This window comes from Polynucleobacter sp., from assembly GCF_040400325.1.
Taxonomy (GTDB): Bacteria; Pseudomonadota; Gammaproteobacteria; order Burkholderiales; family Burkholderiaceae; genus Polynucleobacter.
In genome coordinates this window covers 304,043-328,308 of the sequence record NZ_JBBAQK010000001.1, presented here as the reverse complement: position 1 = coordinate 328,308, position 24,266 = coordinate 304,043, and the positions used below count along the sequence as shown (strand labels likewise).

The 24,266-nt window shown below is 44.3% G+C and carries 26 protein-coding genes; 9 read left to right on the top strand and 17 right to left on the bottom strand.

Features of this window, described 5'->3' with window-relative positions; genetic code table 11:
- Positions 1-2 precede the first annotated feature (2 nt).
- Positions 3-797 (bottom strand): DUF3047 domain-containing protein, encoded by a 795-nt coding sequence (locus tag ABWP14_RS01675; protein WP_353201229.1) that lies wholly within the window; start codon positions 795-797, stop codon positions 3-5.
- 47 nt (positions 798-844) lie between these two features.
- Between ABWP14_RS01675 and ABWP14_RS01670 the strand changes: the two genes are divergently transcribed.
- Genes ABWP14_RS01670 through ABWP14_RS01650 form a run of 5 tightly spaced genes read left to right on the top strand, consistent with a single transcriptional unit; the run spans position 845 to position 6,381 of the window.
- Positions 845-2,341: an ArnT family glycosyltransferase gene (locus ABWP14_RS01670; protein ID WP_353201228.1), complete on the top strand. Its 1,497-nt coding sequence runs from the start codon at positions 845-847 to the stop codon at positions 2,339-2,341.
- A 48-nt stretch (positions 2,342-2,389) separates the two neighbouring features.
- Positions 2,390-3,433, top strand: a complete 1,044-nt coding sequence (locus ABWP14_RS01665; protein WP_353201227.1) for a lysylphosphatidylglycerol synthase transmembrane domain-containing protein — start codon at positions 2,390-2,392, stop codon at positions 3,431-3,433.
- A gap of 18 nt (positions 3,434-3,451) precedes the next feature.
- Positions 3,452-4,711, top strand: coding sequence for a glycosyltransferase family 9 protein (locus ABWP14_RS01660; protein ID WP_353201226.1), 1,260 nt, complete (start codon positions 3,452-3,454; stop codon positions 4,709-4,711).
- A 5-nt stretch (positions 4,712-4,716) separates the two neighbouring features.
- A complete protein-coding gene (locus tag ABWP14_RS01655; RefSeq protein WP_353201225.1) occupies positions 4,717-5,496 on the top strand; it encodes a phosphatase PAP2 family protein in 780 nt (259 codons plus the stop codon).
- 3 nt (positions 5,497-5,499) lie between these two features.
- On the top strand, positions 5,500-6,381 hold the full coding sequence (locus ABWP14_RS01650; protein WP_353201224.1) for a 23S rRNA (adenine(2030)-N(6))-methyltransferase RlmJ: 882 nt from the start codon (positions 5,500-5,502) through the stop codon (positions 6,379-6,381).
- A gap of 8 nt (positions 6,382-6,389) precedes the next feature.
- On the opposite strand, the gene ABWP14_RS01645 is transcribed toward ABWP14_RS01650, so the two are convergent.
- The 8 genes from ABWP14_RS01645 to ABWP14_RS01610 all read right to left on the bottom strand — a co-directional run bounded on the left by ABWP14_RS01645 (position 6,390) and on the right by ABWP14_RS01610 (position 11,871).
- Positions 6,390-6,956, bottom strand: a complete 567-nt coding sequence (locus tag ABWP14_RS01645) for an SOUL family heme-binding protein (RefSeq protein ID WP_353201223.1) — start codon at positions 6,954-6,956, stop codon at positions 6,390-6,392.
- An 81-nt stretch (positions 6,957-7,037) separates the two neighbouring features.
- Positions 7,038-7,982, bottom strand: a complete 945-nt coding sequence (locus tag ABWP14_RS01640) for an LD-carboxypeptidase (RefSeq protein ID WP_353201222.1) — start codon at positions 7,980-7,982, stop codon at positions 7,038-7,040.
- A complete protein-coding gene (tadA, locus tag ABWP14_RS01635) occupies positions 7,979-8,434 on the bottom strand; it encodes a tRNA adenosine(34) deaminase TadA (RefSeq protein WP_353201221.1) in 456 nt (151 codons plus the stop codon). Before tadA ends, ABWP14_RS01640 begins: the two co-directional genes overlap by 4 nt.
- 6 nt (positions 8,435-8,440) lie before the next feature.
- Positions 8,441-8,902 (bottom strand): 6-carboxytetrahydropterin synthase QueD, encoded by a 462-nt coding sequence (gene queD / locus ABWP14_RS01630; RefSeq protein WP_353201220.1) that lies wholly within the window; start codon positions 8,900-8,902, stop codon positions 8,441-8,443.
- A 33-nt stretch (positions 8,903-8,935) separates the two neighbouring features.
- A complete protein-coding gene (gene queE, locus ABWP14_RS01625) occupies positions 8,936-9,589 on the bottom strand; it encodes a 7-carboxy-7-deazaguanine synthase (RefSeq protein ID WP_353201219.1) in 654 nt (217 codons plus the stop codon).
- Positions 9,590-9,629: 40 nt separating this feature from the next.
- Positions 9,630-10,331 carry a hypothetical protein gene (locus ABWP14_RS01620; RefSeq protein ID WP_353201218.1) on the bottom strand — a complete coding sequence of 234 codons (702 nt, stop codon included), beginning with the start codon at positions 10,329-10,331 and terminating at the stop codon, positions 9,630-9,632.
- Between the two features lie 2 nt (positions 10,332-10,333).
- Positions 10,334-11,035, bottom strand: coding sequence for a hypothetical protein (locus ABWP14_RS01615; RefSeq protein ID WP_353201217.1), 702 nt, complete (start codon positions 11,033-11,035; stop codon positions 10,334-10,336).
- 35 nt (positions 11,036-11,070) lie between these two features.
- Positions 11,071-11,871 (bottom strand): ferritin-like domain-containing protein, encoded by an 801-nt coding sequence (locus tag ABWP14_RS01610; protein ID WP_353201216.1) that lies wholly within the window; start codon positions 11,869-11,871, stop codon positions 11,071-11,073.
- Between the two features lie 199 nt (positions 11,872-12,070).
- On the opposite strand from ABWP14_RS01610, the gene ABWP14_RS01605 reads away from it, so the two are divergent.
- Together ABWP14_RS01605 and ABWP14_RS01600 are read left to right on the top strand one after the other, a co-directional pair.
- Positions 12,071-12,991 (top strand): Bug family tripartite tricarboxylate transporter substrate binding protein, encoded by a 921-nt coding sequence (locus tag ABWP14_RS01605; RefSeq protein ID WP_353201446.1) that lies wholly within the window; start codon positions 12,071-12,073, stop codon positions 12,989-12,991.
- 5 nt (positions 12,992-12,996) lie between these two features.
- Positions 12,997-13,857 (top strand): N-formylglutamate amidohydrolase, encoded by an 861-nt coding sequence (locus ABWP14_RS01600; RefSeq protein WP_353201215.1) that lies wholly within the window; start codon positions 12,997-12,999, stop codon positions 13,855-13,857.
- A gap of 5 nt (positions 13,858-13,862) precedes the next feature.
- Here ABWP14_RS01600 and guaA read toward each other — a convergent pair whose 3' ends face one another.
- The 4 genes from guaA to ABWP14_RS01580 are packed head-to-tail and all read right to left on the bottom strand — an operon-like array spanning position 13,863 to position 17,761.
- On the bottom strand, positions 13,863-15,470 hold the full coding sequence (gene guaA, locus ABWP14_RS01595; RefSeq protein WP_353201214.1) for a glutamine-hydrolyzing GMP synthase: 1,608 nt from the start codon (positions 15,468-15,470) through the stop codon (positions 13,863-13,865).
- A gap of 26 nt (positions 15,471-15,496) precedes the next feature.
- The gene (gene guaB, locus ABWP14_RS01590) at positions 15,497-16,960 is read right to left on the bottom strand and encodes an IMP dehydrogenase (RefSeq protein ID WP_353201213.1); all 1,464 of its coding nucleotides are present in this window, start codon (positions 16,958-16,960) and stop codon (positions 15,497-15,499) included.
- Positions 16,961-16,986: 26 nt separating this feature from the next.
- Positions 16,987-17,337: an RnfH family protein gene (locus ABWP14_RS01585; protein ID WP_353201212.1), complete on the bottom strand. Its 351-nt coding sequence runs from the start codon at positions 17,335-17,337 to the stop codon at positions 16,987-16,989.
- The gene (locus tag ABWP14_RS01580) at positions 17,330-17,761 is read right to left on the bottom strand and encodes a type II toxin-antitoxin system RatA family toxin (RefSeq protein WP_353201211.1); all 432 of its coding nucleotides are present in this window, start codon (positions 17,759-17,761) and stop codon (positions 17,330-17,332) included. Before ABWP14_RS01580 ends, ABWP14_RS01585 begins: the two co-directional genes overlap by 8 nt.
- Positions 17,762-17,787: 26 nt before the next feature.
- Here ABWP14_RS01580 and smpB point away from each other — a divergent pair, with 26 nt between their 5' ends.
- Positions 17,788-18,240, top strand: coding sequence for an SsrA-binding protein SmpB (gene smpB, locus ABWP14_RS01575; protein WP_353201210.1), 453 nt, complete (start codon positions 17,788-17,790; stop codon positions 18,238-18,240).
- Positions 18,241-18,287: 47 nt separating this feature from the next.
- Here smpB and ppsA read toward each other — a convergent pair whose 3' ends face one another.
- A complete protein-coding gene (gene ppsA, locus ABWP14_RS01570) occupies positions 18,288-20,684 on the bottom strand; it encodes a phosphoenolpyruvate synthase (RefSeq protein WP_353201209.1) in 2,397 nt (798 codons plus the stop codon).
- Between the two features lie 106 nt (positions 20,685-20,790).
- On the opposite strand from ppsA, the gene ppsR reads away from it, so the two are divergent.
- A complete protein-coding gene (gene ppsR / locus ABWP14_RS01565) occupies positions 20,791-21,618 on the top strand; it encodes a posphoenolpyruvate synthetase regulatory kinase/phosphorylase PpsR (protein ID WP_353201208.1) in 828 nt (275 codons plus the stop codon).
- Positions 21,619-21,633: 15 nt separating this feature from the next.
- Here ppsR and ABWP14_RS01560 read toward each other — a convergent pair whose 3' ends face one another.
- From ABWP14_RS01560 to lpxB, 3 genes are read right to left on the bottom strand one after another with little or no spacing between them, the layout of a single operon-like run.
- On the bottom strand, positions 21,634-22,458 hold the full coding sequence (locus tag ABWP14_RS01560; protein WP_353201207.1) for a TrmH family RNA methyltransferase: 825 nt from the start codon (positions 22,456-22,458) through the stop codon (positions 21,634-21,636).
- A 2-nt stretch (positions 22,459-22,460) separates the two neighbouring features.
- Positions 22,461-23,054: a ribonuclease HII gene (gene rnhB, locus ABWP14_RS01555; protein WP_353201206.1), complete on the bottom strand. Its 594-nt coding sequence runs from the start codon at positions 23,052-23,054 to the stop codon at positions 22,461-22,463.
- A complete protein-coding gene (gene lpxB, locus ABWP14_RS01550) occupies positions 23,051-24,259 on the bottom strand; it encodes a lipid-A-disaccharide synthase (RefSeq protein WP_353201205.1) in 1,209 nt (402 codons plus the stop codon). The genes rnhB and lpxB overlap by 4 nt, the downstream gene beginning before the upstream one ends.
- Between the last annotated feature and the right edge of the window lie 7 nt (positions 24,260-24,266).

Here is a 24,266-nt window from a genome sequence, read left to right as displayed (position 1 = left end):
AACTATTTCGTTTTGCGGATGAATTCGATATCGCCATAGAAGGCTTTTGTTTCCGACTTAGTATTGTCGGTATCAGTAAGCAAGGCAATTCCGATCACCTCGCCAGGCGATTCACCATAGGCCCTACGATAATCCGCCTCAAGATCACGCTGATGTATGTGCCATTGCCCAAGCCTATCCCAACCAGAATCTACAACAATCATTTTGATGCGTGAAGTATGTGGATTATCCAAAATAGAATTAATCGGTGATTTACCTGACCATATATACATCAGTGTTGCATATGGCAATTCCTGCCCACTGATTAAATTAGCCATCTCAAAGGTCAATTTTTCCTTCAGAGTCAGCTTTGATTTATTGCCGTCAAAGGCGACTAAAATTCGAAGTGGCGCATCATCAAGTATGCGCTCAGTATTATCTGCAGCAGGAATAGGAACCATCGTCTTCCACTCCCACTTTAACCATAAATTTTGTGCAGTTCTAGGCCTTAACTTGACAGCCAATCCAGAGGCTGAAGTTTTAGAGTTCGCGCTTAATACAGTTCTCCCTTGGTAGTTCTCCAAACGGTAGACGGTATTCTTTTTATTAGGGGCAATACGATAAAAATGCCATCCTCCTGGCATACCTTCACGAACAGTCTGATTAGAAAATTTAGGTAAATCATCTTGAGTAGGCACTTGATCCAGATTGACAGTCTGACCAAACTCATCCTGAACTGAGCCACTACCAAATCCAGCACAGCCCACCAATGCTGTGGCCAAAAAAGGAATAAAAAGAAAATGGCGATAAATGTTCATACAACAATTGTCCCAAAGAATTTACCAAGTGAGTCTAAAATCCTTTAATGCGCAATTACTCACCCTCTGCCTGGGCTGCAATCTCCATCACTATTGCTGCCTTAGTCCATTTTGGGCTCGGTTTTACAATTGAATTTTCTGTTGATGAAGCCCACTATGCCTTATATGCGAAAAACCTTGCCTGGAGTTACTTTGATCATCCTCCTCTCGTAGGCTGGATCCAGTGGCCTTTCGTTGCACTCACTTCCTCCGAGGGTTGGATTCGCTTAATACCAGAATTACTGTGGGTGATCGCGTGCATTTTGGTATACCAAGTAACGCTAGAGCTCCATCAATTCATGCAAAGTCGCAACACTGCTTATCTGACTTCTGCACTACCATCTCCCAATCTTTGCGGTTTAATGGCAGTGCTCGCAGTCATTGCAGGCCCAATGCCCCACATCTTGGCGGTTGGCTTACTTCCAGACAGTATCCTGGCACCATTAAGTCTTGGCATTCTGTGGATGGCTCTTCGATGGTTGCGCCCTGAATCTTTAAGTCTTGGTGAATGGCTTTTCTTAGGGGTTTTGCTAGGACTAGCAGGACTCAGTAAATACACAGCTGCCTTCACAGCTTTTGCATTGTTACTTATCTTTTTGAGTACTCCAAAAAAATCTTGGCTTACCCAATTAGGTTTTTGGCTAGCTGCCCTGCTGGCACTAATTTTAATTAGCCCAGTCCTTTATTGGAATTGGACTAATGATTGGATTTCTTTTAAATATCAAATCGCGCATGGTGGAGGCGGTACTTGGCTTTGGCGAGGTGTTGGCGTATTCCTATTGATACAAATAATTGTATTTGGGCCGATGATAATTTTGGGTGGCACCGTTTTTATCAAAGACTTCGTTCATACCAATAAACTTTCTTTAATGGCTTTACTAGGATTCTTTTTAGTTCCTTTTATAATTTTTGCAAGTCTTTCTGGTGGGGGTGGTTTACCGCATTGGACAACACCAGCATGGTTTTGTATGGCGCCTTTTGCTGGTATAGGACTTGCGAAAATGTGGGCTATGCAGCATCGCCAATGGATTCGCATTTTATTTTGTATTCAAATTGCGCTGTGTTTGATTGGCTTTGGATATGTCTTATCGGGTGGCATTCAATCGGTGGCTATTAAATCAAACCCAATCGCTGATCTCTATGGCTGGAAGGCTGCTGGAGTCAAAGCAGCTGAATTGGTCCGCGGAACGAATGCTAATGGAATCGCTGTCCAAAATTGGACCCTGGGTAGTAGGGCCGCTTGGTATGCAAAACCACTTCCCGTATATGTTTTAGATCAACGCCAAGATCAGTTTGACCTCTGGTTTGGCAAGTTAGCCAAAGGAGCAAACTTGATCCTAGTCAATTGGTCGGGCATGCCTTTTGCTGCCCCCATTGGGCCTAATCTGGCATTTGAAGCCTGCCAGCCCATAGATAGCCTCGAAATTAGGCATTTTGGTCAATCTTTATTTAAATTTGAATTTAGTCTTTGTACTAACTGGCAAGATGCTGGTTCGGCAGACTAATTCACCTAATTCAAGGGCTTATATGCGCTAGGCATTATCCTTATGCCCATGAGCTTACATTCAGAATCAACTCCAAAACCCACTTCTGGGTGGAAATCAGCCCTCAAACGCGCTTGGCCTACTATACGGATTCTGCTTTCCATTGGTCTTTTGTGGAAAGCGACCAGCGGCATTGACTGGCATGCTATTTTTGAATCTGAAATTCAGATGGAACCATGGTGGTTTTTAGCAGCCCTAATCAGTGCCACTACTGCATGTCTTTGCGGGGGATTACGATGGGCCATCCTGATGCGTAGATCAGGCTTTCAAGGTCGCATCAGAAGTTACATCTTGCTCTACTTTAGCGGCGCTCTAGTAAACCAAGGTTTACCCAGCACCTTAGGTGGCGATAGCTACCGTGCTATTGCTGCCACCCATTTAAATAATGCTGGATCACTAACAGGCAAAAAAGATTTGGATGAAGAATTACATCATTCTGTTGACCTTGAGCACGCCACACCCCGCTTGCGCTTAAGTTTTACCATGGTCTTTGTTGATCGCTTGCTTGGACTAGCGGGTAATAATCTACTAGGCGGTATTGGCTTAATTATTGGGGGCGCCACCTTGGCTGCATGGGGCCAGGATTTAGGTTATCTCGTCACCGGCGTCATGATTTTTTCTGGCTTATTGATTGCCTTAGGATTAGCCCTCACACCTACTTACAACTTATTTATCAAGATCCTTGAGCGCTTTCAAATGAGCAGTGCAATGCCAGGAATTAAGATTGCTTTTTCGTGGCCATATAACGTGGGTCAAGCTTGCTATGCAATTGCCATTCACTGCCTCTTGATTTTCACCTTCTTCTGCTGTCTAAGAGCCTACGGTGTCGTGGCTCCAATTGCGAGTCTCATGATTGGTTTACCTGCCTTAAGCTTATTGCTCATGCTCCCTATCAGTATTTCTGGATGGGGTTTACGTGAAGCTACCCTTTCTTCCGTTTTAGCTTTATGGGGCGTAAATCAATCCATCACTGTTTTAGCCTCTATTAGCTTTGGTGCCATTACCATTGTTTCTGTTCTGCCTGGCGCGTACTTTTTACTAAAACGTAAATAATTTTTCAAAGCAAAAACCATGGCTATTAGCGTCAATACAATGCGAGCGATTGATCACTGGGTAGGCGTACCTTTATGCGCTCTCATTAGTCCAGTAGTGGCACTCATGGACGGCATTCAAAATATCTTTACAAGTGGTCCACACAAACCAAAGAAATTACTTTTTATAGAGCTATCAGAAATGGGCAGCGCGATCCTGGTTGATCCAGCCATGCGAAATGCCCAAGCACGGGGCGCTGAACTCTATTTTTTAATTTTCAAAAGTAATCGTGCCAGCCTGACTTTATTAAATACAGTCAAATCAGAAAATATTTTTACTATCGACTCCTCTAGTATTGGTGGCCTGATTAAAGATACCTTGAGCTTTCTAATCCTTGCTCGCCGCCATCGGATTGATACTGTGATTGACTTAGAGCTGTTCTCACGCTTTACCGCAATCCTAACGGGGCTTTGCGGTGCTCGGCGTCGCGTCGGTTACCACATTTTTCATGGCGAGGGATTATGGCGCGGTTTTATGCTGAGCCGCAAAGTGCACTACAACCCCCACATGCACATTACCAAAAACTTTCTCTCGTTAATTCATGCTGCTTTTGCAACAGAGATTGAGGTCCCGTTTAGCAAAATTCAAATTTCTGATTCTGAAGTGCGTCTAGAACAAGCTGTGATCAATCCTACTGTGCTAGAAACTGTTCGTACCCGTATTGAAAAACTGGCTAAGGCATCTGACATCACTTTTACATCCGGAAAAGAACGCTTGATCTTAATTAATCCTAATGCAAGCGATTTATTACCGCAACGCAGATGGGCCCAGCAGCGCTTCTCTGAGCTCATTCAAGCCATTCATCAACGTTATCCACATGATTTGATTTTGATTACAGGCTCTCCTGCTGAATTCAATTACGTCGAAAAAGTGCGCTCCGTTGCTAATATAAAAAATGCTCTCAATTTTGCTGGGCAAGTGAGCTTCGCAGAATTGCCGCCGCTCTACACCCTCTCAAATGTGATGGTGACTAATGATTCTGGCCCAGGACATTTTTCAGCTGTGACGCCTTTGAGAACGGTAGTACTCTTTGGTCCTGAAACCCCAGCCTTATATGGGTCTATTGGTAACTCTATACCTATCACAGCTAACCTAGCCTGCTCTCCCTGTGTGAGCGCTGCTAATCATCGTAAGACACCTTGTAATGACAATGTCTGCATGCAAGCTATCACCGTAACTCAGGTGTTAGATAAAGTGAATCTGCAACTAGAAGCTGCTGATAAAACAAAGGGTCATTAAGTCGGATGGTTAAAAAGGCAATTCCGACAATCGCTTGGTTTATTCCAGTCATCCCGATTGCTCTAGCAGCTGCAATCTTTTTCGGTGAAGTTCAAAGCAGCAGCTTTCTGTTCATCAACCAGACTACTCAATTACTTCCTGATGCCATTTGGACTTGGCTCACCTTTTTTGGAAATGGGTGGGGTATTTTTGCAATGGCCTTCCCTTTACTAATATTGGCACCACGCTTATTAACAGCGGGGATCATTGCAGGTGCTTTTGCTTCAATAGCAAGCTACACCTTAAAGTCTCTTTTTGATCTGCCAAGACCTGCAGGCATTTTGCTGGATGGCAGCTTTTATCGAATTGGGGAACCACTGCTCAATAGAGCACTTCCTTCAGGGCACACCCTTACCGCCTTCGCAATAGCCAGCGCACTCTATTTTTCTGCCGATCACAGCAAACGTGGGCCGATGCTCCTGATATTTGTCTTTGCTATCCTGATTGGCCTATCTCGTAATGCTATTGGGGCGCATTGGCTTACGGATGTTCTGGCTGGTGCTGGTGTCGGTATGTGGTGCGGCCTACTTGGAGCAATGCTAGGTCAGCATATCTCTGATAGCAGACTAAGTCCTAAAAACTTGTGGCCGCGGGTGATTGCCATCGCTGGCGCACTCTCTATTTACGTCCATCTAACGCAAATCATGGACCATGAGTTAAATCTCCCATTACAGTTCGCATCAATTGCCATCATTCTCATGACTTTGGTTGTATTTATCAAAGCACAATTCATTAAGACGAAGTAGCTCATGTTTAGCTATCGACATGCATTTCATGCGGGAAGTCACGCTGACATACTGAAGCATTTAGTACTGATCCATCTTGTGGAGTATCTTCAGGAAAAATCTGGCGCACTGACGATGATTGATACTCATGCTGGTGCAGGAATATATAACCTAGAGGATGGTTATGCCAAAGTCAGCAATGAAGCAGAGAATGGCATTTTTCGTCTAGCTAAATATATTGCATCAGCAACTCATGCTCACTCCTTGCCAGATCCTGGGATCGAAAAATATTTCAAATGCATTCAATCTGAAAATGTCAATCAGTCACTCTCTGTCTACCCTGGCTCTCCATTTATTCTGGCTCGTTTGCTCAGGCCACAAGATCGCCTCAAGCTATTTGAATTGCATCCCAAGGAAATTGATATCCTGCGGCACAATATTCAACAACTACCACAAGCAAAACAAATTGATATTTATGCAGAAAATAGCTTTGCCAGATTAAAAGGCTTGCTACCGCCACCAAGTCGACGCGGTCTTGTTCTGATAGATCCCTCATACGAAGATAAACAAGACTATCGTTACTTAGAAGTCGCTCTTGAGGAGGCACTACAACGCTTTGCTACAGGTTGTTATGCGATATGGTATCCAATGCTTTCCAGACGAGAATCTGCTGCCCTGCCCGATCGCATCAAGAAAATTGCTAGCGCCCACAGTCGTTCTTGGCTGCATGTAGAGTTACGTGTTGAAAATGCACCTGGCGAGCGGCGTCTTCAGGCGAGTGGCATGCTCATCATTAATCACCCATGGACTCTCAAGCAACATCTATCGGGAGCCCTACCCTCCTTAGTGAAAGCCTTAGAGATTGGTGATGGTGCGCAATTTTTATTAAAAAGTGTTGAGATCTAAACTAGATACTAGTTTCCGACATCAATCATCACTTCATTGCGCCGCATAAACGGCAAACTCCAAGGTGGGTTGTAGCGGGCAAACTTTGGTGCGCTAGTTGCTTGTAAATTTTGGGCTTTCATCCACTGCTCAAGTTCCAGCGTTTTATCAGCTACTTTCTGTGCACTATTAAAACCAGAAAACTGTATTACTGCTCTTTTGACTGCAGGAATTTCTCGTAACTGTACTCTTGGATTTAAAGGCTTTGGCAGACTATTTAAAGTATATGCAGAAGGCATCACAAAGGATACTACCCATTGTTCTGCATTGGGCTCGATACTGACAGGCGCAGTCATTGCTATCTTGGTACTTTTAGCACTCTGCTCTTCAATCGCAACTGGTGACGTCATTGCTATTTTTTCAGTAACTTGATTTTGCCCAAAGATATAGCCTGCGATTAAACGAAATCCCTGACTGGAAGCATCATCTAAATCCCCGTTTACTTTGACTTCAGCCACAATCATTGGGGCATATAGCCTAAGCTCAAAAGGCTCTACTTTTTCTATGATGGAATATTTTGGCTCTTCAATTGCCATCGCTACTCCAGTAAATAGTTGGAGAACAGTCCATATCAGGAATGCGCAGTATTGGAATGGGGACTTTTTCAAATGGACTTTCTACCATTGGGCGCTGAGCTTAAAGCGATCAGCGCTGTACGCAAGGGAAGCTGTTGCACCCACAGGCAATGTCAACTTATCTGTCTGATGCCCAAAAGGTAATCCAGTCAGAATCGGAATTGTGCTCGGTAAACGACTTCGAATCATCTTTATAGCACTCTCTAAAGAATAGCCTCGGTCATTCTCATATAAACGATATGCCGAAAAGCCTCCCAATAGAATCGCCGCTTGGTTTTTCAAAATACCTGCATCGAGTAATTGCATCAACATTCTTTCGATCCGGTAAGGATGCTCATTCACATCCTCTAGAAAAAGAATGCCGCCCTGCGTTTGAGTACTAGTAGGCATATAAGGCGTGCCGATCAAGCTCGTGATAACCGTTAAATTGCCGCCCCAAAGTAATCCTGAAATCGAATTAGAGGATTGACTGCCCAAGTAAGCTTGTGTGGCTAAGACTTTGCAGTCAAGTCTTCGCTGATCAACTGCCCTTTGAAAATGCTCCCACATGAATTCATTAGGTGGAATGGCCTGACCATCATCATTAACTCGTCCAAAGTCATAGTTCAGCATAGGCCCTGACAATGTCACTGCGCCAGTTTTTGCTAACAAAGCCAAGGAAAAGGCAGTGAAATCGCTATGACCACAAACCTGCAAACCATTCTCAATTGCTTTTGCAATTGCTGACCATTCAATATTAGGTAGTAAGCGGTGAATGCCGTAACCACCTCGCATGGCCATTACTAGTTTATGAGGTGTTAATTGAGCAAGCAGGTTTAACTCAGCCAAGCGCTCCGCGTCCTTACCAGCAAATCGTTCAGAAACCCTCTCTACACAGACAGAATTTTCAATTTGGATCCCCTGAGCTCTAAGCCATTCGATCCCTAGCAAAGGACTCTTTGAATCTAAAGTCGCACCCGAAGGAGCTATCAGTTGAATTGTTTTCAACGCCGCTCCTTAAAGAAGTTTTTTAGTAATTGACCGCATTCATCACCCATGATTCCACCTTCAATACTAGTCTGATGATTAATCTGCTTCATGGCAAATAGATCTACCACACTACCAGCTGCCCCAGTTTTGGGGTCTGGCGCTCCGAACACAATCCGATCTACTCTAGCATGTAACATGGCGCCTGCACACATAGCGCATGGCTCCAGAGTGACATATAGAGTGGTTCCAGGCAAACGATAATTTTGCTCTGTCAGCGCAGCTTGTCTTAAGGCTAACATTTCTGCATGAGCACTGGGGTCATGATTAGTGATGGGCTGATTAAAGGCTTTAGATATTACATGTCCATCACGCACCAGTACGGCACCAACCGGAACCTCTCCTGCAATAGCGGCCAAGTGAGCTTGCTCAATGGCTTGTTGCATAAATTGACGGTCAAGTGCTGCTTGCATAATTTACTAACCGTTCACATCCGCCCAACAATTGGGGGTCTCATAAAGACGAAGGGCTGTTAATACTAGATGCCCCCCAAAAGCTTGCTGAAAAATTGGCTGTAATATTGCAAAGGCGGTATTGGCTAAATTTTCTACTGTAGGTACATGCTCCATGATCACTGTCTTATGATTAGGCAGTGAATTTAGAAAAGACACTAAGACCTCATCCTCCTTAGCTACTAGAAAGGCATGATCCCAAAGTTCTACAATATGCTGATTGGTCAATCGCTTGATATCACCAAAGTCCAGCACCATACCATCGTCTGCTTTGCCAGGATGGTCTGCAATTTCACCTGTTAAGGTCACCTCAATCGCATAGCGATGACCATGTAAATGTTTACATTGACCGTCATGATTTGGAATGCGGTGTCCGGAATCAAATTCAAGACGACGGGTGATAGAGACAATAGGTGATTTAGTAGTCATTCTGGCTTAAAAGTATTTCTGGCTAGTGCCAAATTAACGAATTCCAATAAGTTTATGGGATTGAAGGCTTAATCTCCAAAGTGGTCTCTTTTGACATAAGCGAACCGCTAATTCTGTGTTCTTTTGAAGGTCTAAGCCATCCATCGGCTGCAAAAATCGATGACGATAATCCATCTTTTCAAAACGAGCTAACAAAGTCTCCAGCGCATGGTGATTGGATTGCGGAATCACAAGTTTGAGCTCATCAGCCTGTAATACGATTAAATCTGAACCTGCCTTAGGACTGACACAAACCCAATCTACCCCTTTTGGAATCTTAATAGTGCCATTGGTTTCGATCGCTACTTCGAAGCCTTTTTGATGAAGCGCATTAATTAATGGCGCATCAAGTTGCAGTAAAGGCTCGCCGCCAGTAAAAACGACATAACGTTGTTGTGGTCCAGCTAAGGTACTATTCCAAGCCTGCTCGATGTTATCGGCAAGATCAACTGCGTTCTCAAATTTTCCGCCACCATCTCCATCACTACCTATAAAGTCAGTATCGCAAAACTGACAAATGGCAGTGGCACGATCTTCCTCTCGACCACTCCATAAATTACAACCAGCAAAACGACAAAAGACTGCGGCTCTGCCACTATGGGTACCCTCACCTTGAAGGGTTGGAAAAAGTTCTTTAACGGTATACATGGTAGTGACCTATTTTAAGCGCATTACCAATACCCTTGATTTACTTCCAGGAGATCAGCTCCCACTCAAGATAGTCCTCCCAATACGCATTTGACCAATAAACACCTTGGGTAATATATCGACCAAAGGATCTGCGGACAACCCAGCGCCCGATTTCTGGGGATAACCAGATATCTTCTTCACGATAGTTTCCGACTCTAAATACATCATTGCTCTCAAAATAAGGATTCTCATGATGATATTTGAGGACGGTAAATTGGCCAGCAGGGACAGAAATTCTTTCCCACTGAAGTGCTTTACTGACTAAACCCCAGTAATAACTTCCATTGGAATTATTTGGAATTTGATAACGAGTGCGATAAAAACCAGACCAGCCCTGAGTTAATTTTTCTGGCCACAAGGGTAAAGCATCCTGAAATCGTTGCGCTGGATTCCATTGAGGATCTTGTACTACATAACCCCAAGAATCTTGAATTTCATCAGGTAATCTTCCTAACTTTTGACTAGTTCGCTCAATTCGTATTTGTGGCTTGAGTGAGACCACGGTCTCTGTAACGATATCGACAAGCTCTTGATTGAAAACATTGCGTACCTGATAAACCCATTGCTGCCCCACTTGTGGAGGGCGCATAGTCGGTGGATGAATAGGAGCAGATAATGGGGTTGTAGTGGGATAGGGTTGAGAAGTAATACAGCTGACTAAAAGCATCGGCAATACCAATGAGCATAATTTATGCCACATTATTATTTAAATGAAGTTAATTGCCACTGATAACTGTCTTCTAAATTGGCAGCACCCAATTGTCCCGAAATCATGTATGTGCCAGAAATCTCTCGTACTACCCAGCGACCAATACTGGGAGCAAACCATATCGTTTCTTTACGAATACAGTTCACTTTATTAGCATCATCACTCTCATAATGGATCAGGTTTTGATAGCGTAAGGTTAAAAACGTTCCTGCGGGTACTGTGATCTGCTCCCACCCATGAACACTCATATATTCCTGCCAGTTATATAAGTTGTCAGGATAGCCAGCTATTGAGTATTTCGTAATAAATTGCTTGGCCCATCTATCTGAAAGCTCTTGGGGCCACAGGGCAATAGGTGGGTTATAGCTGATCGTTCGTGACCAATGCGGGTCTGTAATCACAGTGCCCCAAGGACCCTGGACCTCGTTTGAATATCTTTCGCCATTATCATTCGCTCTTTCAATGGTAATCGTTGTACCAACGCTAGCTACTCGATCAGTTACAAGACCTAAGTTTTTCCCATTGAATAGGTCGCGCTGAATATAGGTCCATTCCTGCCCTACCTTAGGTGCGCGGATAACAGGAGTAGGCAGAGGTTGCGTGATCGGCGTACCCCTTTGATACCCCAGCGGTGTACCACAAGCTATTGGAGTTAATGCAATAGAAGCGATAAAAGTTCTACGTGATGTGTTCATTTTTGGTTCTCCAAATTGATCTGATATTCAATACATTAGTCAATGCCTAAAAGGTCAAGCTCTTCGTTTGTAAATCCAGCCTGTTTTCGACCTTCAAGATTAAAGGGCCCTCTTAAAACGGGTGCACGATATTTCCTTGCTAATTCTTTATAGGTTGTGATGGCCGAGAGATTGTTTTTCTCACATAAGAAATTAAACCATTTATTGCCGATCAATACATGGCCAATTTCATCCTTCAAAATAATCTCTAATATTTCTACTGCTTGTATATCTTTAATTTGCTTAAATCGCTCACGGATCATCGGAACCGCATCTAAGCCTCTAGCCTCCATTGTTCTAGGTACCAAGGCCATACGGGCAATCACTGCATCGGAGGTTCTTTCAACCATCTCCCACAAGCTATTGTGCGCTGGAAAATCACCGTAACCATAACCCATCTGCTTTAAATAGGCTTCCAGCAAACTAAAGTGATAAGCCTCTTCTTTCGTTACCTTGATCCAGTCCTCGTAATATGGTGTTGGCATACCCTGAAAGCGCCAGATTGCGTCTAAAGCAAGGTTCATGGCATTAAATTCAATATGAGCCAGCGAGTGTAATAAAGAAGCACGACCTTGATCAGTATTCATTGCACGCTTTGGAACCTCTAATGGCGGAACCAAGTCAGGTTTTTGTGGTCGCCCAGGAATAGAGAGTATCCCGGCATCTAAATCCAAATCAACGTTCAGTAAGACTTGACCGGCATGATAGGCGTCGAATAATTGACGAATACCAGTAACTTTTAACTGGGGATCAGAAGTTACCAGTAAGTCGAGGGCAGATTGGCGTAATTCAGTCATTTATCTTAAAAGGATATGGCTCATATATAAATATTGATAACTACAGAGTCAATATTGAAATATTCTTCTAAGTTTTATACGTATGGTTAAATGTAAATAATAAGTGTTGATTATATCCACAGCACCCAATGGAGATCTTATGAAAAATATTCTTAAACTAAAGTTCACTGTAACTGCTCTATTTATTTTTTTTAGCCATATGGTAACGGCTCAAACAGGCTATCCAGAACAAGCAATCAAGCTTGTCGTCCCTTTTGGCCCTGGTGGATCAACTGATCTTGCAGCACGTTTAATTGCAGAATACGCAGGGCGAGAATTAGGTCAATCCATTATTGTGGAAAATCGAGCTGGAGCAGGCGGTTCCGTTGGTATGGAGTATGTTGCCAAATCAAAGCCTGATGGTTATACACTTGGCATGGCGACTATGAGTACTCATGGCGCCAATTCAGCTGTGTATGGCAATAAATTAAAGTACGACCCTATTAAAGATTTTGCACCAATTACTAATGTAGCTGCAACCCCAAGTGTCTTTGCAGTCAATCCGAAAATTGCTGCAAACAATCTGCAGCAATTTATTGCGCTAGCTCAGGCTAATCCAGATAAATATAGCTTTGCTACTCCTGGAACAGGATCACTTGGGCATGCCAATGTGGAATACTTTGCAGCTTTGGCCAATATCCGCTTGTTACATGTTCCTTATAAAGGCGCAGGGGCAGCAATGAATGATGTATTAGCAGGGCAAGTCGATACCATCACCGATAATCTTCCCACAGCATTACCTCATATCAAAGCAGGTCGTTTACGTGCACTCGCAATCCTATCTGACAAACGTTCACCTGCGTTACCCGATATACCCACCTATGGAGAGCTCGGTTTTCCACAGATGGGAAGCGGTGGGTGGTTCGGAATTGTGGCACCAGCAGGCACGCCTCCTAGCATTATTACAAAACTTAATAAAGCGATTCTGCAAGCCATGAAAAATCCAGAGTTAATCAAAAAGCTCGATGAGTCTGGGGCGGTTGCTATCCCAGGAACGCCTGCTGAATTTGCAGCACAGATTCAGCAGGCCATAGACCGCTATCAACGCATTGCTAAGATTGCCAAAATACAGATTGACTAATCTATATGTCACAAGTGATTCTGCCATATACCTTATTTGAGCCTGAAGTAGGCGATATTCCTTTAGTTTGCGATTCACCTCATAGCGGAACGTTTTATCCTGACGACTTTCAATATGCTGTTCCTCATTCATTGCTAAGAGCAGGAGAGGATACCCATATTGATCAACTATGGTCTGCAGCACCTCATGTTGGAGCCACTCTCCTTATGGCAAATTTTCCGAGAACCTATATTGACCCTAATCGAACATTAAATGATATTGATCAACTATTGTTAGATGATGTTTGGCCAGATCAACTTCAGCCCTCAGAAAAAAGTCGCCTAGGATTTGGGTTAATTTGGCGACAACTAAACGCCACAACACCAATATACGATCGCCAACTAAGCATCGCTGAGGTCAAACATCGCATTGATCAGTATTACCTCCCCTATCATGAGGCACTGAATAGGGCCATTGAAAACAAAGTGGATCGCTTTGGTGGAGTTTGGCATCTGAATCTTCATTCCATGCCAAATAATGCATATGAACGTTTGCAGATCATAAACCCTCCTCATCCGCTAGCGGATTTCGTACTTGGTGATAGAGACGGCACTACCTGCGAACCCGAATTTATAGAATTAATTGAGCAAAATTTAAGATCAATGGGGTACTCTGTAAGTCGCAACGATCCGTATAAAGGCATGCAATTGATTGCCAATATAGGAAAGCCAAAAGAAAATAGGCACAGCTTACAAATTGAACTTCGCCGACCCGTTTATATGGATGAAATAACTCGAATACCTAATGATCATTTCCATATAGTACAAAAGGACCTCAGTAAATTACTGAAAAATATTGCTACGTATCTAGAGGATCAGAAGACTTAAAAAAGTTATTCCCACTCAATAGTTGCTGGCGGCTTACCGCTGATGTCATAGACAACTCGATTGATGCCCCGCACTTCGTTGATGATGCGATTAGAAACTCTTCCCAGCAATTCATGTGGCAAATGAGTCCAATGTGCTGTCATAAAGTCCAGTGTTTGAACTGCCCTGAGGGCAACGACATATTCATAGGTGCGTCCATCGCCCATCACTCCCACTGATTTGACTGGCAAAAATACTACGAAGGCTTGACTAGTTAAGTCATACCAAGACTTTTGACTGACTTCATCCATCGTATTACGCAGCTCTTCTATGAAAATGGCATCAGCCCTCTGGAGTAAATCTGCATACTCTGCTTTTACTTCTCCCAGAATACGAACACCTAAACCGGGACCAGGGAATGGATGGCGATACACCATCTCTCTTGGTAAGTCTAGTGCAACCCCAAGTTCACGTACTTCATCTTTGAATAATTCACGTAATGGCTCAAGCAGCTTGAGATGCATATCTTCAGGAAGACCACCAACATTGTGGTGACTCTTAATGGTATGAGCGCCCTTCTTACCTTTACCTGCTGATTCAATCACATCAGGGTAGATAGTTCCCTGGGCAAGCCATTTAGCATTCTGAATCTTGCCAGATTCACTTTGGAATATTTCTACAAATTCTTTGCCGATAATTTTTCGTTTTGCTTCGGGATCTGAAACGCCAGACAACTTCGACATAAATGTTTGTGCCGCATCAACTCTGATAACCTTCACACCCAGGTTGCGAGCAAACATTTCCATCACCATATCGCCTTCATTCAAGCGAAGCAAGCCATGATCTACAAATACACAAGTAAGCTGATCCCCAATCGCACGATGAATTAAGGCTGCAGCAACACTAGAATCAACCCCGCCAGATAAACCTAAAATAACTTCATCATTGCCTACTTGCTTGCGAATATTTTCAACTGCTTCACTGATGTAATCACCCATGATCCAATCTGGCTTACAAGCGCAAATTTGATGCACAAAGCGCTCAATAATGGCAGCGCCCTGTAAGGTGTGTGTTACCTCAGGATGAAACTGGAACGCATAAAAGCGTCGCTCTTCATCAGCCATTCCTGCAATGGGGCAGGACTCAGTTGAAGCCATTAACTTAAATGCTGGTGGTAAGGTAGTTACGGAATCGCCATGACTCATCCAAACCTTCAAAATGCCATGACCTTCGCTGGTTGAAAAGTCTTGAATTCCTTTGAGTAGATTAGTGTGCCCATGTGCCCGTACTTCTGAATAACCAAACTCACGCGCTTTACCTAATGCTTCAGCTGAAGCAACTGCACCGCCGAGCTGAGTAGCCATTGTTTGCATGCCATAACAGATACCTAATACAGGAACGCCAAGTTCAAAAACAATTTGTGGCGCCCGAGGGCTGGCTTCTTCAGTGACAGAGCTGGGGCCACCAGAAAGAATGATGCCTTTGCCGCCCTGCTCTTGTATGAACTTGCGAATGAATTCTGGATCGCAATCATAAGGATGGATTTCTGAATACACTCGCGCATCACGCACACGCCTAGCAATTAATTGAGTTACTTGGGAACCAAAGTCGAGTATCAGTATTTTGTCGTGCACGAAAGAAGCAGTCTTTTATTTAAGTCTTAATCAATATGGTAATTTGGGGCTTCCTTGGTGATCTTCACATCATGCACATGCGATTCGCGCACACCAGCTGAAGTGATTTCCACAAAATTGGCTTTTTCATGTAATTCAGCAATGGTTTTACATCCAAGGTAGCCCATAGAAGATCGAATGCCACCTGTTAATTGATGTAAGATTGCAAGCACACTACCTTTGTATGGCACTTGGCCTTCAATGCCTTCAGGCACTAACTTTTCAGCGCTGGCCGCTATATCACTCTGAAAATAACGATCAGCTGAGCCATCGGCCATTGCGCCCATTGAACCCATGCCGCGATAACTTTTGTATGAGCGACCTTGATATAAAAATACTTCGCCAGGAGCTTCCTCTGTGCCAGCAAACATTCCACCCATCATCACTGAACTTGCGCCGGCTGCCAATGCCTTGGCAACATCTCCTGAGTAACGGACACCACCATCAGCAATGAGTGGGATGCCAGTGCCTTTAAGAGCAGCGGCTACATTCACAATTGCCGTGATTTGGGGAACCCCTACTCCAGCCACAATACGAGTAGTGCAAATTGATCCTGGACCAATACCTACCTTAACGCCATCAGCACCATGATCAGCCAATGCTTTAGCAGCGTCGCCCGTAGCAATATTTCCGCCAATCACTTGCACATGTGGGTAATTTTTCTTAACCCATTTAACGCGATCTAAGACGCCTTGACTATGGCCGTGGGCAGTATCAACCACAATCACATCGACACCGGCTCGCACTAGCAACTCAATACGCTCATCATTGTCAGGACCAACACCTACCGCAGCTCCGACGCGCAATTTACCTTCACTATCCTTACAAGCATTTGGGTGTTCGGTGGCCTTCAAAATATCTTTTACTGTAATGAGCCCGCGTAGCTCAAATTTGTCATTGACAACCAAGACGCGCTCTAAACGATGTTGACTCATTAGGCGCTTAGCTTCTTCTAGTGAGCCGCCTTCTTTAACAGTCACCAAGCGTTCACGAGGAGTCATCTTGGTCTTGACTGATGCATCTAAATCTTCTTCAAAACGTAAATCACGGTTGGTAATGATGCCAACAACTTCTTTGCCAACTAAAACTGGAAATCCAGAGAAGCCATGTTCACGAGAAAGTTGAATCACTTGACGCAATGTGACTTCAGGACTAATCGTGATGGGATCACGAAGAATGCCTGACTCATAACGCTTTACTTTTGCTACTTCCCGAGCTTGCTCAGATGGCTTTAGATTCTTATGAATAATGCCAATACCGCCTTCACTGGCCATGGCAATTGCCAAACGACCTTCAGTGACAGTATCCATAGCAGCAGATACCAATGGCGTATTAAGTGAAATATCCCGAGTTAATTTACTTGCCAAGCTGGCATCTCGAGGGAGTACCGAAGAATAGGCCGGTACGAGGAGCACATCGTCAAAAGTGAGTGCTTTTTGAATGAGTCGCATACAAAACCCCTAGTCACAAAAACAGATTATAGCCTCCTAGCCTTTCTTTTAGCTGCTGCAGCTTGGAATTTGGCGTCTTGGTTCTGATTAGCCTTCTTCCGACGAACTATTTTAGGGTCTATCAATAAGGCGGAATAAAGCTCTAGACGATCTCCAGGGTAAAGAGGGCTATCCCATTCTTTGCGCTTACCAAAGACCCCAAAACAGCCTTTTCTTGAAAGAATGGGGTCATTTGGGCCCTTGGCAATTCCTGCTTTCACCAGGGCCAAACCTACTGTAGGTAGCTCGTCATTTGATAAAAGTAATCGGAATGGCTTTAAAACAGGCTCGCCCTGCCTTGCATCACAGAGCACAATATCTAAGGAACGCCTACTCATAAAGCTCTTCGGCACGTTTTACAAAACAGTCCACAAAGGTGCCCGCAATATAACCAAAAACCGGCCCAATGATCTTATCCAAAATGGCGCTCTTGAATTCCCATTGAAGCTTAAATTCCACCTTACAGGCATCTTCCTTTAAGGGAATGAAGTTCCACTGCCCTGAAAAGCGCTTAAAAGGGCCGTCAACAAACACCATATCAATCGTTTCAGGTCGATGGTTAATATTCCGAGTATGGAAAAACTGGTTTATACCTTTGAAATGGATCTTAATTTTGGCATCGAGGATGGTTTCCGTTTGCTCATAGATTTCGACCCCACCACACCAAGGGAGAAATTCAGGATAACGGGCCACATCAGTAACCAAGCCATACATTCGGTCGGCTGATTGGCCAATTAAAACGGTCTTGTTGACGTCTGCCATAATCGATCTTGAGAAGCTAAATAACTATGAGTATCGTCGATAACAAAAAAGCCTTCTTTGATTATTTTGTCGAAGAACGTTTTGAGGCAGGGCTAGTGCTCGAAGGCTGGGAAGTCAAAGCCATTCGTGCTGGTCGCGCGCACATCAAAGAAGCGTATGTCGTCATCCGCAAGGCGGAGCTTTTTCTGATTGGTTGCCACATTACCCCCCTACTTTCGGCCTCTACCCATATTGTTCCGGATAGTACACGCACTCGAAAACTCCTTCTGAATGCTATTGAAATCAAGAAGTTAATTGGTAAGGTTGAGCAAAAGGGCTACACCCTTGTCCCACTGAACCTACATTTCTCCAAAGGGAATGTGAAATGTGAAATTGGCTTAGCTCGAGGTAAAAAGCAACACGACAAACGTGCTGCTACCAAAGAGCGTGAATGGGAAGTCCAAAAGGGACGTATTGCTAGGGGTGATTTAAACGCCTAAATCAGTTTGTATGCACTTTCTTAGTGCATACAAACCACTGACCACTATTACTTCTTACCCAGCATCTCCCAAGTAGCAACCACGCTATCTGGATTTAGTGAGATTGAAGTAATACCCTTCTCCACTAACCAACGAGCAAAATCAGGATGGTCAGAAGGTCCTTGCCCACAAATACCGACATATTTATTTTGCTTAAGGCACGCTTCAATTGAACGAGCAATCATGAACTCAACAGCTGGATCGCGCTCATCAAAGTCAATGGCAAGTAATTCCATACCTGAGTCACGATCAAGACCTAAGGTTAACTGTGTCATATCGTTAGAGCCAATAGAGAACCCATCAAAGTACTCGAGGAACTGATCTGCCAAGATGGCATTAGAAGGGATCTCGCACATCATAATGAGTCGTAAGCCATTGACGCCACGCTTGAGTCCCAACTTCTCCATCATATAAATAACGCGCTCTGCTTGTTTGGTAGTACGAACAAATGGAATCATGATTTCTACGTTATCAAGCCCCATGTCCTCTCTCACCCGCTTCATAGCAGCGCACTCTAATGCAAATGCTTCACCAAAGTCCTTGGAAACATAACGTGAAGCCCCCCGGAAACCAAGCATTGGGTTTTCTTCATCAGGCTCATAACGCGAACCACCAATTAATTTTTTATATTCATTGGATTTAAAGTCTGACAAGCGGACGATAACGGGTTTTGGATAGAAAGCAGCTGCAATAGTTGCAACACCCTCAACTAACTTATCTTCGTAAAACTGACGTGGGCTAGCATAACCGCGAGCAACGCTCTCAACTGCACGCTTTAGCTCAGGATCAATATTCGGGTACTCTAATACAGCGCGCGGATGAACGCCAATGTAGTTATTAATAATGAATTCGAGACGAGCTAAGCCGACACCCGCATTAGGAATTTGGCAGAAATCAAATGCTAACTGAGGATTACCAATATTCATGGTAATTTTCACTGGAATTTCTGGCAACACGCCATGAGATACTTCGGTCACTTCAGTCTCAATTAAGCCATCATAAATATGACCCTCATCACCCTCAGCACAGGAGACTGTCACCACCATACCCTCTTGTAATTGATCGGTAGCGTCACCACAACCAACGACAGCAGGAACGCCTAACTCACGCGCAATAATCGCTGCGTGGCAAGTACGGCCACCACGGTTAGTCACAATTGCAGAAGCGCGCTTCATGACTGGCTCCCAGTTTGGATCGGTCATATCAGCAACCAATACGTCACCAGGCTGCACTCGATCCATCTCGCTAGGATCACGGATGATGCGCACTGGACCAGCACCAATCTTCTGGCCAATTGCGCGCCCCTTGGCTAATACCTTTGAGCTACCCTTAAGCTTGTAGCGCATTTCTACCTGCCCTGCAGCTTGACTCTTCACAGTCTCAGGGCGAGCCTGGAGGATATAGATACGGCCATCTTGACCATCTTTACCCCACTCAATATCCATGGGGCGACCGTAATGCTTTTCAATAATGACGGCGTACTTTGCTAACTCAGTAATATCAGCATCTTCTAGTGAAAAACGATTGCGCTTTTCGGGGGTGACATCAACAGTTTGCACCTTCTCAGCAGAACCTTTAGGAGCGAACTGCATTTGAATTAACTTAGAACCTAAGGAGCGACGAATAATCGCCTTTTTATCTTGAGCTAATGTTGTCTTAAAGACATAGAACTCATCAGGATTCACTGCACCCTGCACTACTGTCTCGCCCAAGCCATAACTTGAAGTGATCAATACGACATCCTCAAAGCCTGACTCAGTATCTAAAGTAAACATCACGCCCGCAGCACCCAGATCTGAGCGCACCATACGCTGAATACCAGCAGACAGAGCTACTTCAGCATGAGCAAAACCCTTGTGCACACGATAAGAGATAGCGCGATCGTTATAAAGGGATGCAAAAACTTCGCGAATCTTATGCAAAACATCATCAATACCTTCCACATTGAGGAAGGTCTCTTGTTGACCGGCAAAAGAAGCGTCTGGCAAGTCTTCAGCAGTAGCTGAGGATCGCACAGCAAAGGACCCTTTGCCTGAATCATCCAGAATGGCAAATGCTCTACGAATCTCCTCATCCAACTTTGATTGGAATGGGGCGGTTTCGATCCATTGGCGGATTTCTGCACCTGCCTCAGCAAGGGCACGTACATCATCGATATTCAGATTTTCTAAACGCTTTTGAATGCGCTCAGTCAAATTGTTATGCTCTAAGAAATCCCGAAACGCTAAAGCAGTCGTCGCAAAACCCGTTGGCACACGAACCCCAGTAGTAGCTAACTGAGAAATCATTTCTCCTAATGATGCATTTTTTCCGCCGACTGACTCAACATCAGTCATGCGGAGTTGCTCAAAGGGCAAAACATAGGCATCTGCCATGCTGCTATTTTGTTGCTGTTGGTTGGACATAAAATACTCTCAAAAGATAAGGAAACTGGTCAAGCGGCCACTCAAAATGGGGCATACTTCATTTAATATCCATTGTAGTGCTGACCTCGACTAATAGGCCAATCTCATGTCCACCCAAACCCGCATTGTTTTTATTGTTTCTGATGGCACTGGCATTACCGCAGAAAACTTCAGCCAATCGATCTTGGCCCAATTTGAGACCAGTTTTAAGTACATTCGTGTGCCATTTGTAGATAGTGTAGACAAGGCCTATGATGCAGTTAGCAGCATTAATCAAGCAGCTAGTAAATATGAGGTTCAACCTATTGTTTTTACTACATTAGTCAATTCTGAACTGAATGCCATTGTTGCCAAAGCAAATGGTTTGATTTTGGATATGTTCCAAACCTTTGTAGCCCCCTTAGAAGAAGCCCTGGGGATGAAATCTACCCATGCCATGAACCGCCTTCATCACAATGCGGATACCGATGCCTACAAGAACCGGATTGAAGCGATCAACTACTCCTTAGCCCACGATGACGGCCAGTCAAATCAAAATCTAGCAGATGCTGATGTTATTTTGGTGGGGATCTCCCGGGTTGGTAAAACGCCTACCAGCCTTTATTTAGCGATGCAATACGGTTTAAAGGCAGCTAATTACCCCTTAATACCGGAAGACTTCGAGCGAGGACGCCTTCCCAAGGATTTAGCCCCTTTTCTCCACAAGATTTTTGGACTCATGATTGATGCAGAGCGTCTTTGTGAGATTCGAAATGAACGACGACCCGGTAGCAATTACGCCAAGCTTGAAAACTGTCGTTACGAAATTAATGAAGCGACAGCCATGATGAAAAAAGAATCAATCCCTTGGGTGGTTACTACTAGCAAGTCTATTGAAGAAATTGCTACGACTGTATTGCAGGCAATTAAATCGGATAAAACAATCTTAGGTTAGGCTATTACCTAGAAATTAACTACGCCTTACGCGCATCGTCTCAAACAAGCAGATAGCTGCTGCAGTGGAGACATTCAAGGACTCCACTCTTGGATCAATTGGAATAGATATTCCTTTAGCTTGTGCTAGAAGATCCTCTGATATGCCCTGCCCTTCACTACCCATTACCCAGGCAATAGGATGCAGTAGCTCTTTTTTTAAAGAGAAAAGATCTTGTTCTGCATCAGTTGTTGCAGCTAGGAGCTGCGCAGTAATAGCACTTAATACCTGTTGATTAGACCAGCCTTCATAAAGATCTAGCAAACGATGTGCCCCCATACCTGCCCGCAAGACTTTGCTTGACCATAGGTGGGCGCAACCCGTTAAAGCAATCACCTGAGTAAATCCCGTAGCTGCGGCTGTTCGCAAAATAGAGCCAACATTGCCTGCATCCTGAATGCGATCTAGGATCAAAACGTCCCCGGATAAAGTGCTGATTGACTGAGGTGGAGTTAATAAAGATTTTGGTAAATCTAATAAGCCAGCAATATGCGGTGCATTTACCAAATCACTTAATAGCTCCCAGAGCGCGCTATCTAACTGAAACACCTTAGTGGCAGGACAAATCTCTAGATGTGAGTAGACTGCCTCTGAGATTTCGGGGTTTTTTAAGCCTAATTCTGAAGTCAACAAAGTCTTTAGGGCGGGATCACCTACCCACGTCTGTATAAGATGAATGCCTTCCAATAACGCTTGGCTATTGGCAAGTCTGGCCTTCTGTCCCTTTGAGCCAGTTGCCTGCAAGAGACGTATCTCTTTAAAAAGCGGATTCTCTTTAGAGCTAATCAGATCAAAGTTCATAGCTAACTCACAATGCTCTCAAGTACTTTTCTCACGGGAGAAAAACTTCTTCTATGTTCGACACAAACTCCATATTGTTTCAGTGCGGCAAAATGGGCTTCAGTTGGGTATCCCATGTGCTGCGCAAAGCCATATTGCGGATGAAGCTCATGTAAGACTTGCATCTGTCTATCTCGGGTCACTTTAGCCAATATCGATGCAGCAGAGATAGCTGGCTCCTTAGAGTCGCCTTTAATAATAGCTTGTGCTGCTATTGGTAACTCTGGGCAACGATTGCCATCAATAAGCGCCTGATCAGGCCAAGCGCCTAAACGAATTGATAAGTCTTCTATAGCGCGGCGCATGGCCAGCATGGTAGCTTGCAAAATATTGATCTCATCAATTTCACCTGGGGAAGCTTCTCCAATGCCCCAGGCCCTAGCCTTTTGTACGATTTGCTCATACAAATATTCACGACGCGCTGGTGAGAGTTTCTTGGAGTCTTTTAAACCTTCGATCGGTTGACTCGGATCAAGCACTACTGCACCTGCTACCACTGCCCCTACCAAAGGCCCACGTCCAGCCTCATCAACACCGCAGACCCAAATCATACTCATTGAGCAGACCGTTGCATCTTAGATGCACTAGCAATCGTCTGGGAAATCGCTTGGGCTACCAACAAGCCTGTCGGACGACGCAAAGTCTCATGCATTTGCGTAAAGCGTGCTTTTAATTGAGCGACCTTTACAGGGCTTTCAAGCCACCCCAAGATGGCCATTGCTAATTTTTCTGGGGTCGCTTCATCTTGCAATAATTCTGGGACCACAAACTCACCACATAAGATATTAGGTAGGCCAACATAAGGTAAATATCCTTGGCGCTTCATAATTTGCGCGGTTAACCAAGGCACCTTATAAGAGATAACCATCGGCTTTTTCCAGAGAGCTGCTTGTAATGTAGCGGTGCCGCTAGCAATTAAGACCACATCAGAAGCTTCTAATACTTCATCAGCCATACCATCTAGCAAATGAATCTGTATATCTGGATTGAGATTTTTTGCCTTAAGTAATAACTGCTCAAGAGGTGCATGTAATCGCGGCGTTGCTACTGGAATTAAAAAGTGGAGTTTCTGTCCTTTCAATTTCTCAGTAAGTAGCTGCATCGTTTCAAAAAAGATTGGGGCAATGAGTTCAATCTCTGAGCTACGACTGCCAGGCAGAACAGCAATAACAAGCCCATCAAGTGAACCGCTACCGATATTCAAAGTCTTTGCCATTTTTTCTCTGGCTGTTCCAGTATTTGGCTCTAGCGGTATATCACTTGCTAAGGGATGCCCCACATAAGTAGACGCAATTCCAGTGCGATCGTAGATTTCTGTTTCAAAGGGAAAGATGCAGAGCATGCGCTCAACTGCTTGTGCAATCTTCTTAATCCGCCCAGCCCTCCAAGCCCATATGGATGGGGAGACAAAATGGAGCGTGGGAATACCTGCTTTACGTAATTGCAACTCAACACCTAAATTGAAATCTGGTGCATCTATACCCAGATAGACATCTGGTCGCCCTTCTCCCAATAAATGCGCAATGAGCTCTTTACGCAGCTTCAAAATAGCTGGTAGCTGTTTGATCGCTTCAACATAACCTCGAACACTGAGAGTTTCCATTGGCCAAACTAAATCCATGCCTTCAGCCTGCATCCGAGGCCCGCCAATCCCATATACATCGAGACCTGACATATCTGGAATCTGATTGAGCGCACTTAATGCTGGCGCAGCAAGAAGATCGCCGGAGGGTTCACCAGCTACACAAGCTAACTTAGGCAAAGGAAAC

Bases quoted from the DNA above. Each gene is read 5' to 3' on its own strand.
- ABWP14_RS01675 (WP_353201229.1), bottom strand. From the start codon at position 797: ATGAACATTTATCGCCATTTTCTTTTTATTCCTTTTTTGGCCACAGCA.
- ABWP14_RS01670 (WP_353201228.1), top strand. From the start codon at position 845: ATGCGCAATTACTCACCCTCTGCCTGGGCTGCAATCTCCATCACTATT.
- ABWP14_RS01665 (WP_353201227.1), top strand. From the start codon at position 2,390: ATGAGCTTACATTCAGAATCAACTCCAAAACCCACTTCTGGGTGGAAA.
- ABWP14_RS01660 (WP_353201226.1), top strand. From the start codon at position 3,452: ATGGCTATTAGCGTCAATACAATGCGAGCGATTGATCACTGGGTAGGC.
- ABWP14_RS01655 (WP_353201225.1), top strand. From the start codon at position 4,717: ATGGTTAAAAAGGCAATTCCGACAATCGCTTGGTTTATTCCAGTCATC.
- ABWP14_RS01650 (WP_353201224.1), top strand. From the start codon at position 5,500: ATGTTTAGCTATCGACATGCATTTCATGCGGGAAGTCACGCTGACATA.
- ABWP14_RS01645 (WP_353201223.1), bottom strand. From the start codon at position 6,956: ATGGCAATTGAAGAGCCAAAATATTCCATCATAGAAAAAGTAGAGCCT.
- tadA (WP_353201221.1), bottom strand. From the start codon at position 8,434: ATGCAAGCAGCACTTGACCGTCAATTTATGCAACAAGCCATTGAGCAA.
- queD (WP_353201220.1), bottom strand. From the start codon at position 8,902: ATGACTACTAAATCACCTATTGTCTCTATCACCCGTCGTCTTGAATTT.
- queE (WP_353201219.1), bottom strand. From the start codon at position 9,589: ATGTATACCGTTAAAGAACTTTTTCCAACCCTTCAAGGTGAGGGTACC.
- ABWP14_RS01620 (WP_353201218.1), bottom strand. From the start codon at position 10,331: ATGTGGCATAAATTATGCTCATTGGTATTGCCGATGCTTTTAGTCAGC.
- ABWP14_RS01615 (WP_353201217.1), bottom strand. From the start codon at position 11,035: ATGAACACATCACGTAGAACTTTTATCGCTTCTATTGCATTAACTCCA.
- ABWP14_RS01610 (WP_353201216.1), bottom strand. From the start codon at position 11,871: ATGACTGAATTACGCCAATCTGCCCTCGACTTACTGGTAACTTCTGAT.
- ABWP14_RS01605 (WP_353201446.1), top strand. From the start codon at position 12,071: ATGGTAACGGCTCAAACAGGCTATCCAGAACAAGCAATCAAGCTTGTC.
- ABWP14_RS01600 (WP_353201215.1), top strand. From the start codon at position 12,997: ATGTCACAAGTGATTCTGCCATATACCTTATTTGAGCCTGAAGTAGGC.
- guaB (WP_353201213.1), bottom strand. From the start codon at position 16,960: ATGCGACTCATTCAAAAAGCACTCACTTTTGACGATGTGCTCCTCGTA.
- ABWP14_RS01585 (WP_353201212.1), bottom strand. From the start codon at position 17,337: ATGAGTAGGCGTTCCTTAGATATTGTGCTCTGTGATGCAAGGCAGGGC.
- ABWP14_RS01580 (WP_353201211.1), bottom strand. From the start codon at position 17,761: ATGGCAGACGTCAACAAGACCGTTTTAATTGGCCAATCAGCCGACCGA.
- smpB (WP_353201210.1), top strand. From the start codon at position 17,788: ATGAGTATCGTCGATAACAAAAAAGCCTTCTTTGATTATTTTGTCGAA.
- ppsA (WP_353201209.1), bottom strand. From the start codon at position 20,684: ATGTCCAACCAACAGCAACAAAATAGCAGCATGGCAGATGCCTATGTT.
- ppsR (WP_353201208.1), top strand. From the start codon at position 20,791: ATGTCCACCCAAACCCGCATTGTTTTTATTGTTTCTGATGGCACTGGC.
- ABWP14_RS01560 (WP_353201207.1), bottom strand. From the start codon at position 22,458: ATGAACTTTGATCTGATTAGCTCTAAAGAGAATCCGCTTTTTAAAGAG.
- rnhB (WP_353201206.1), bottom strand. From the start codon at position 23,054: ATGAGTATGATTTGGGTCTGCGGTGTTGATGAGGCTGGACGTGGGCCT.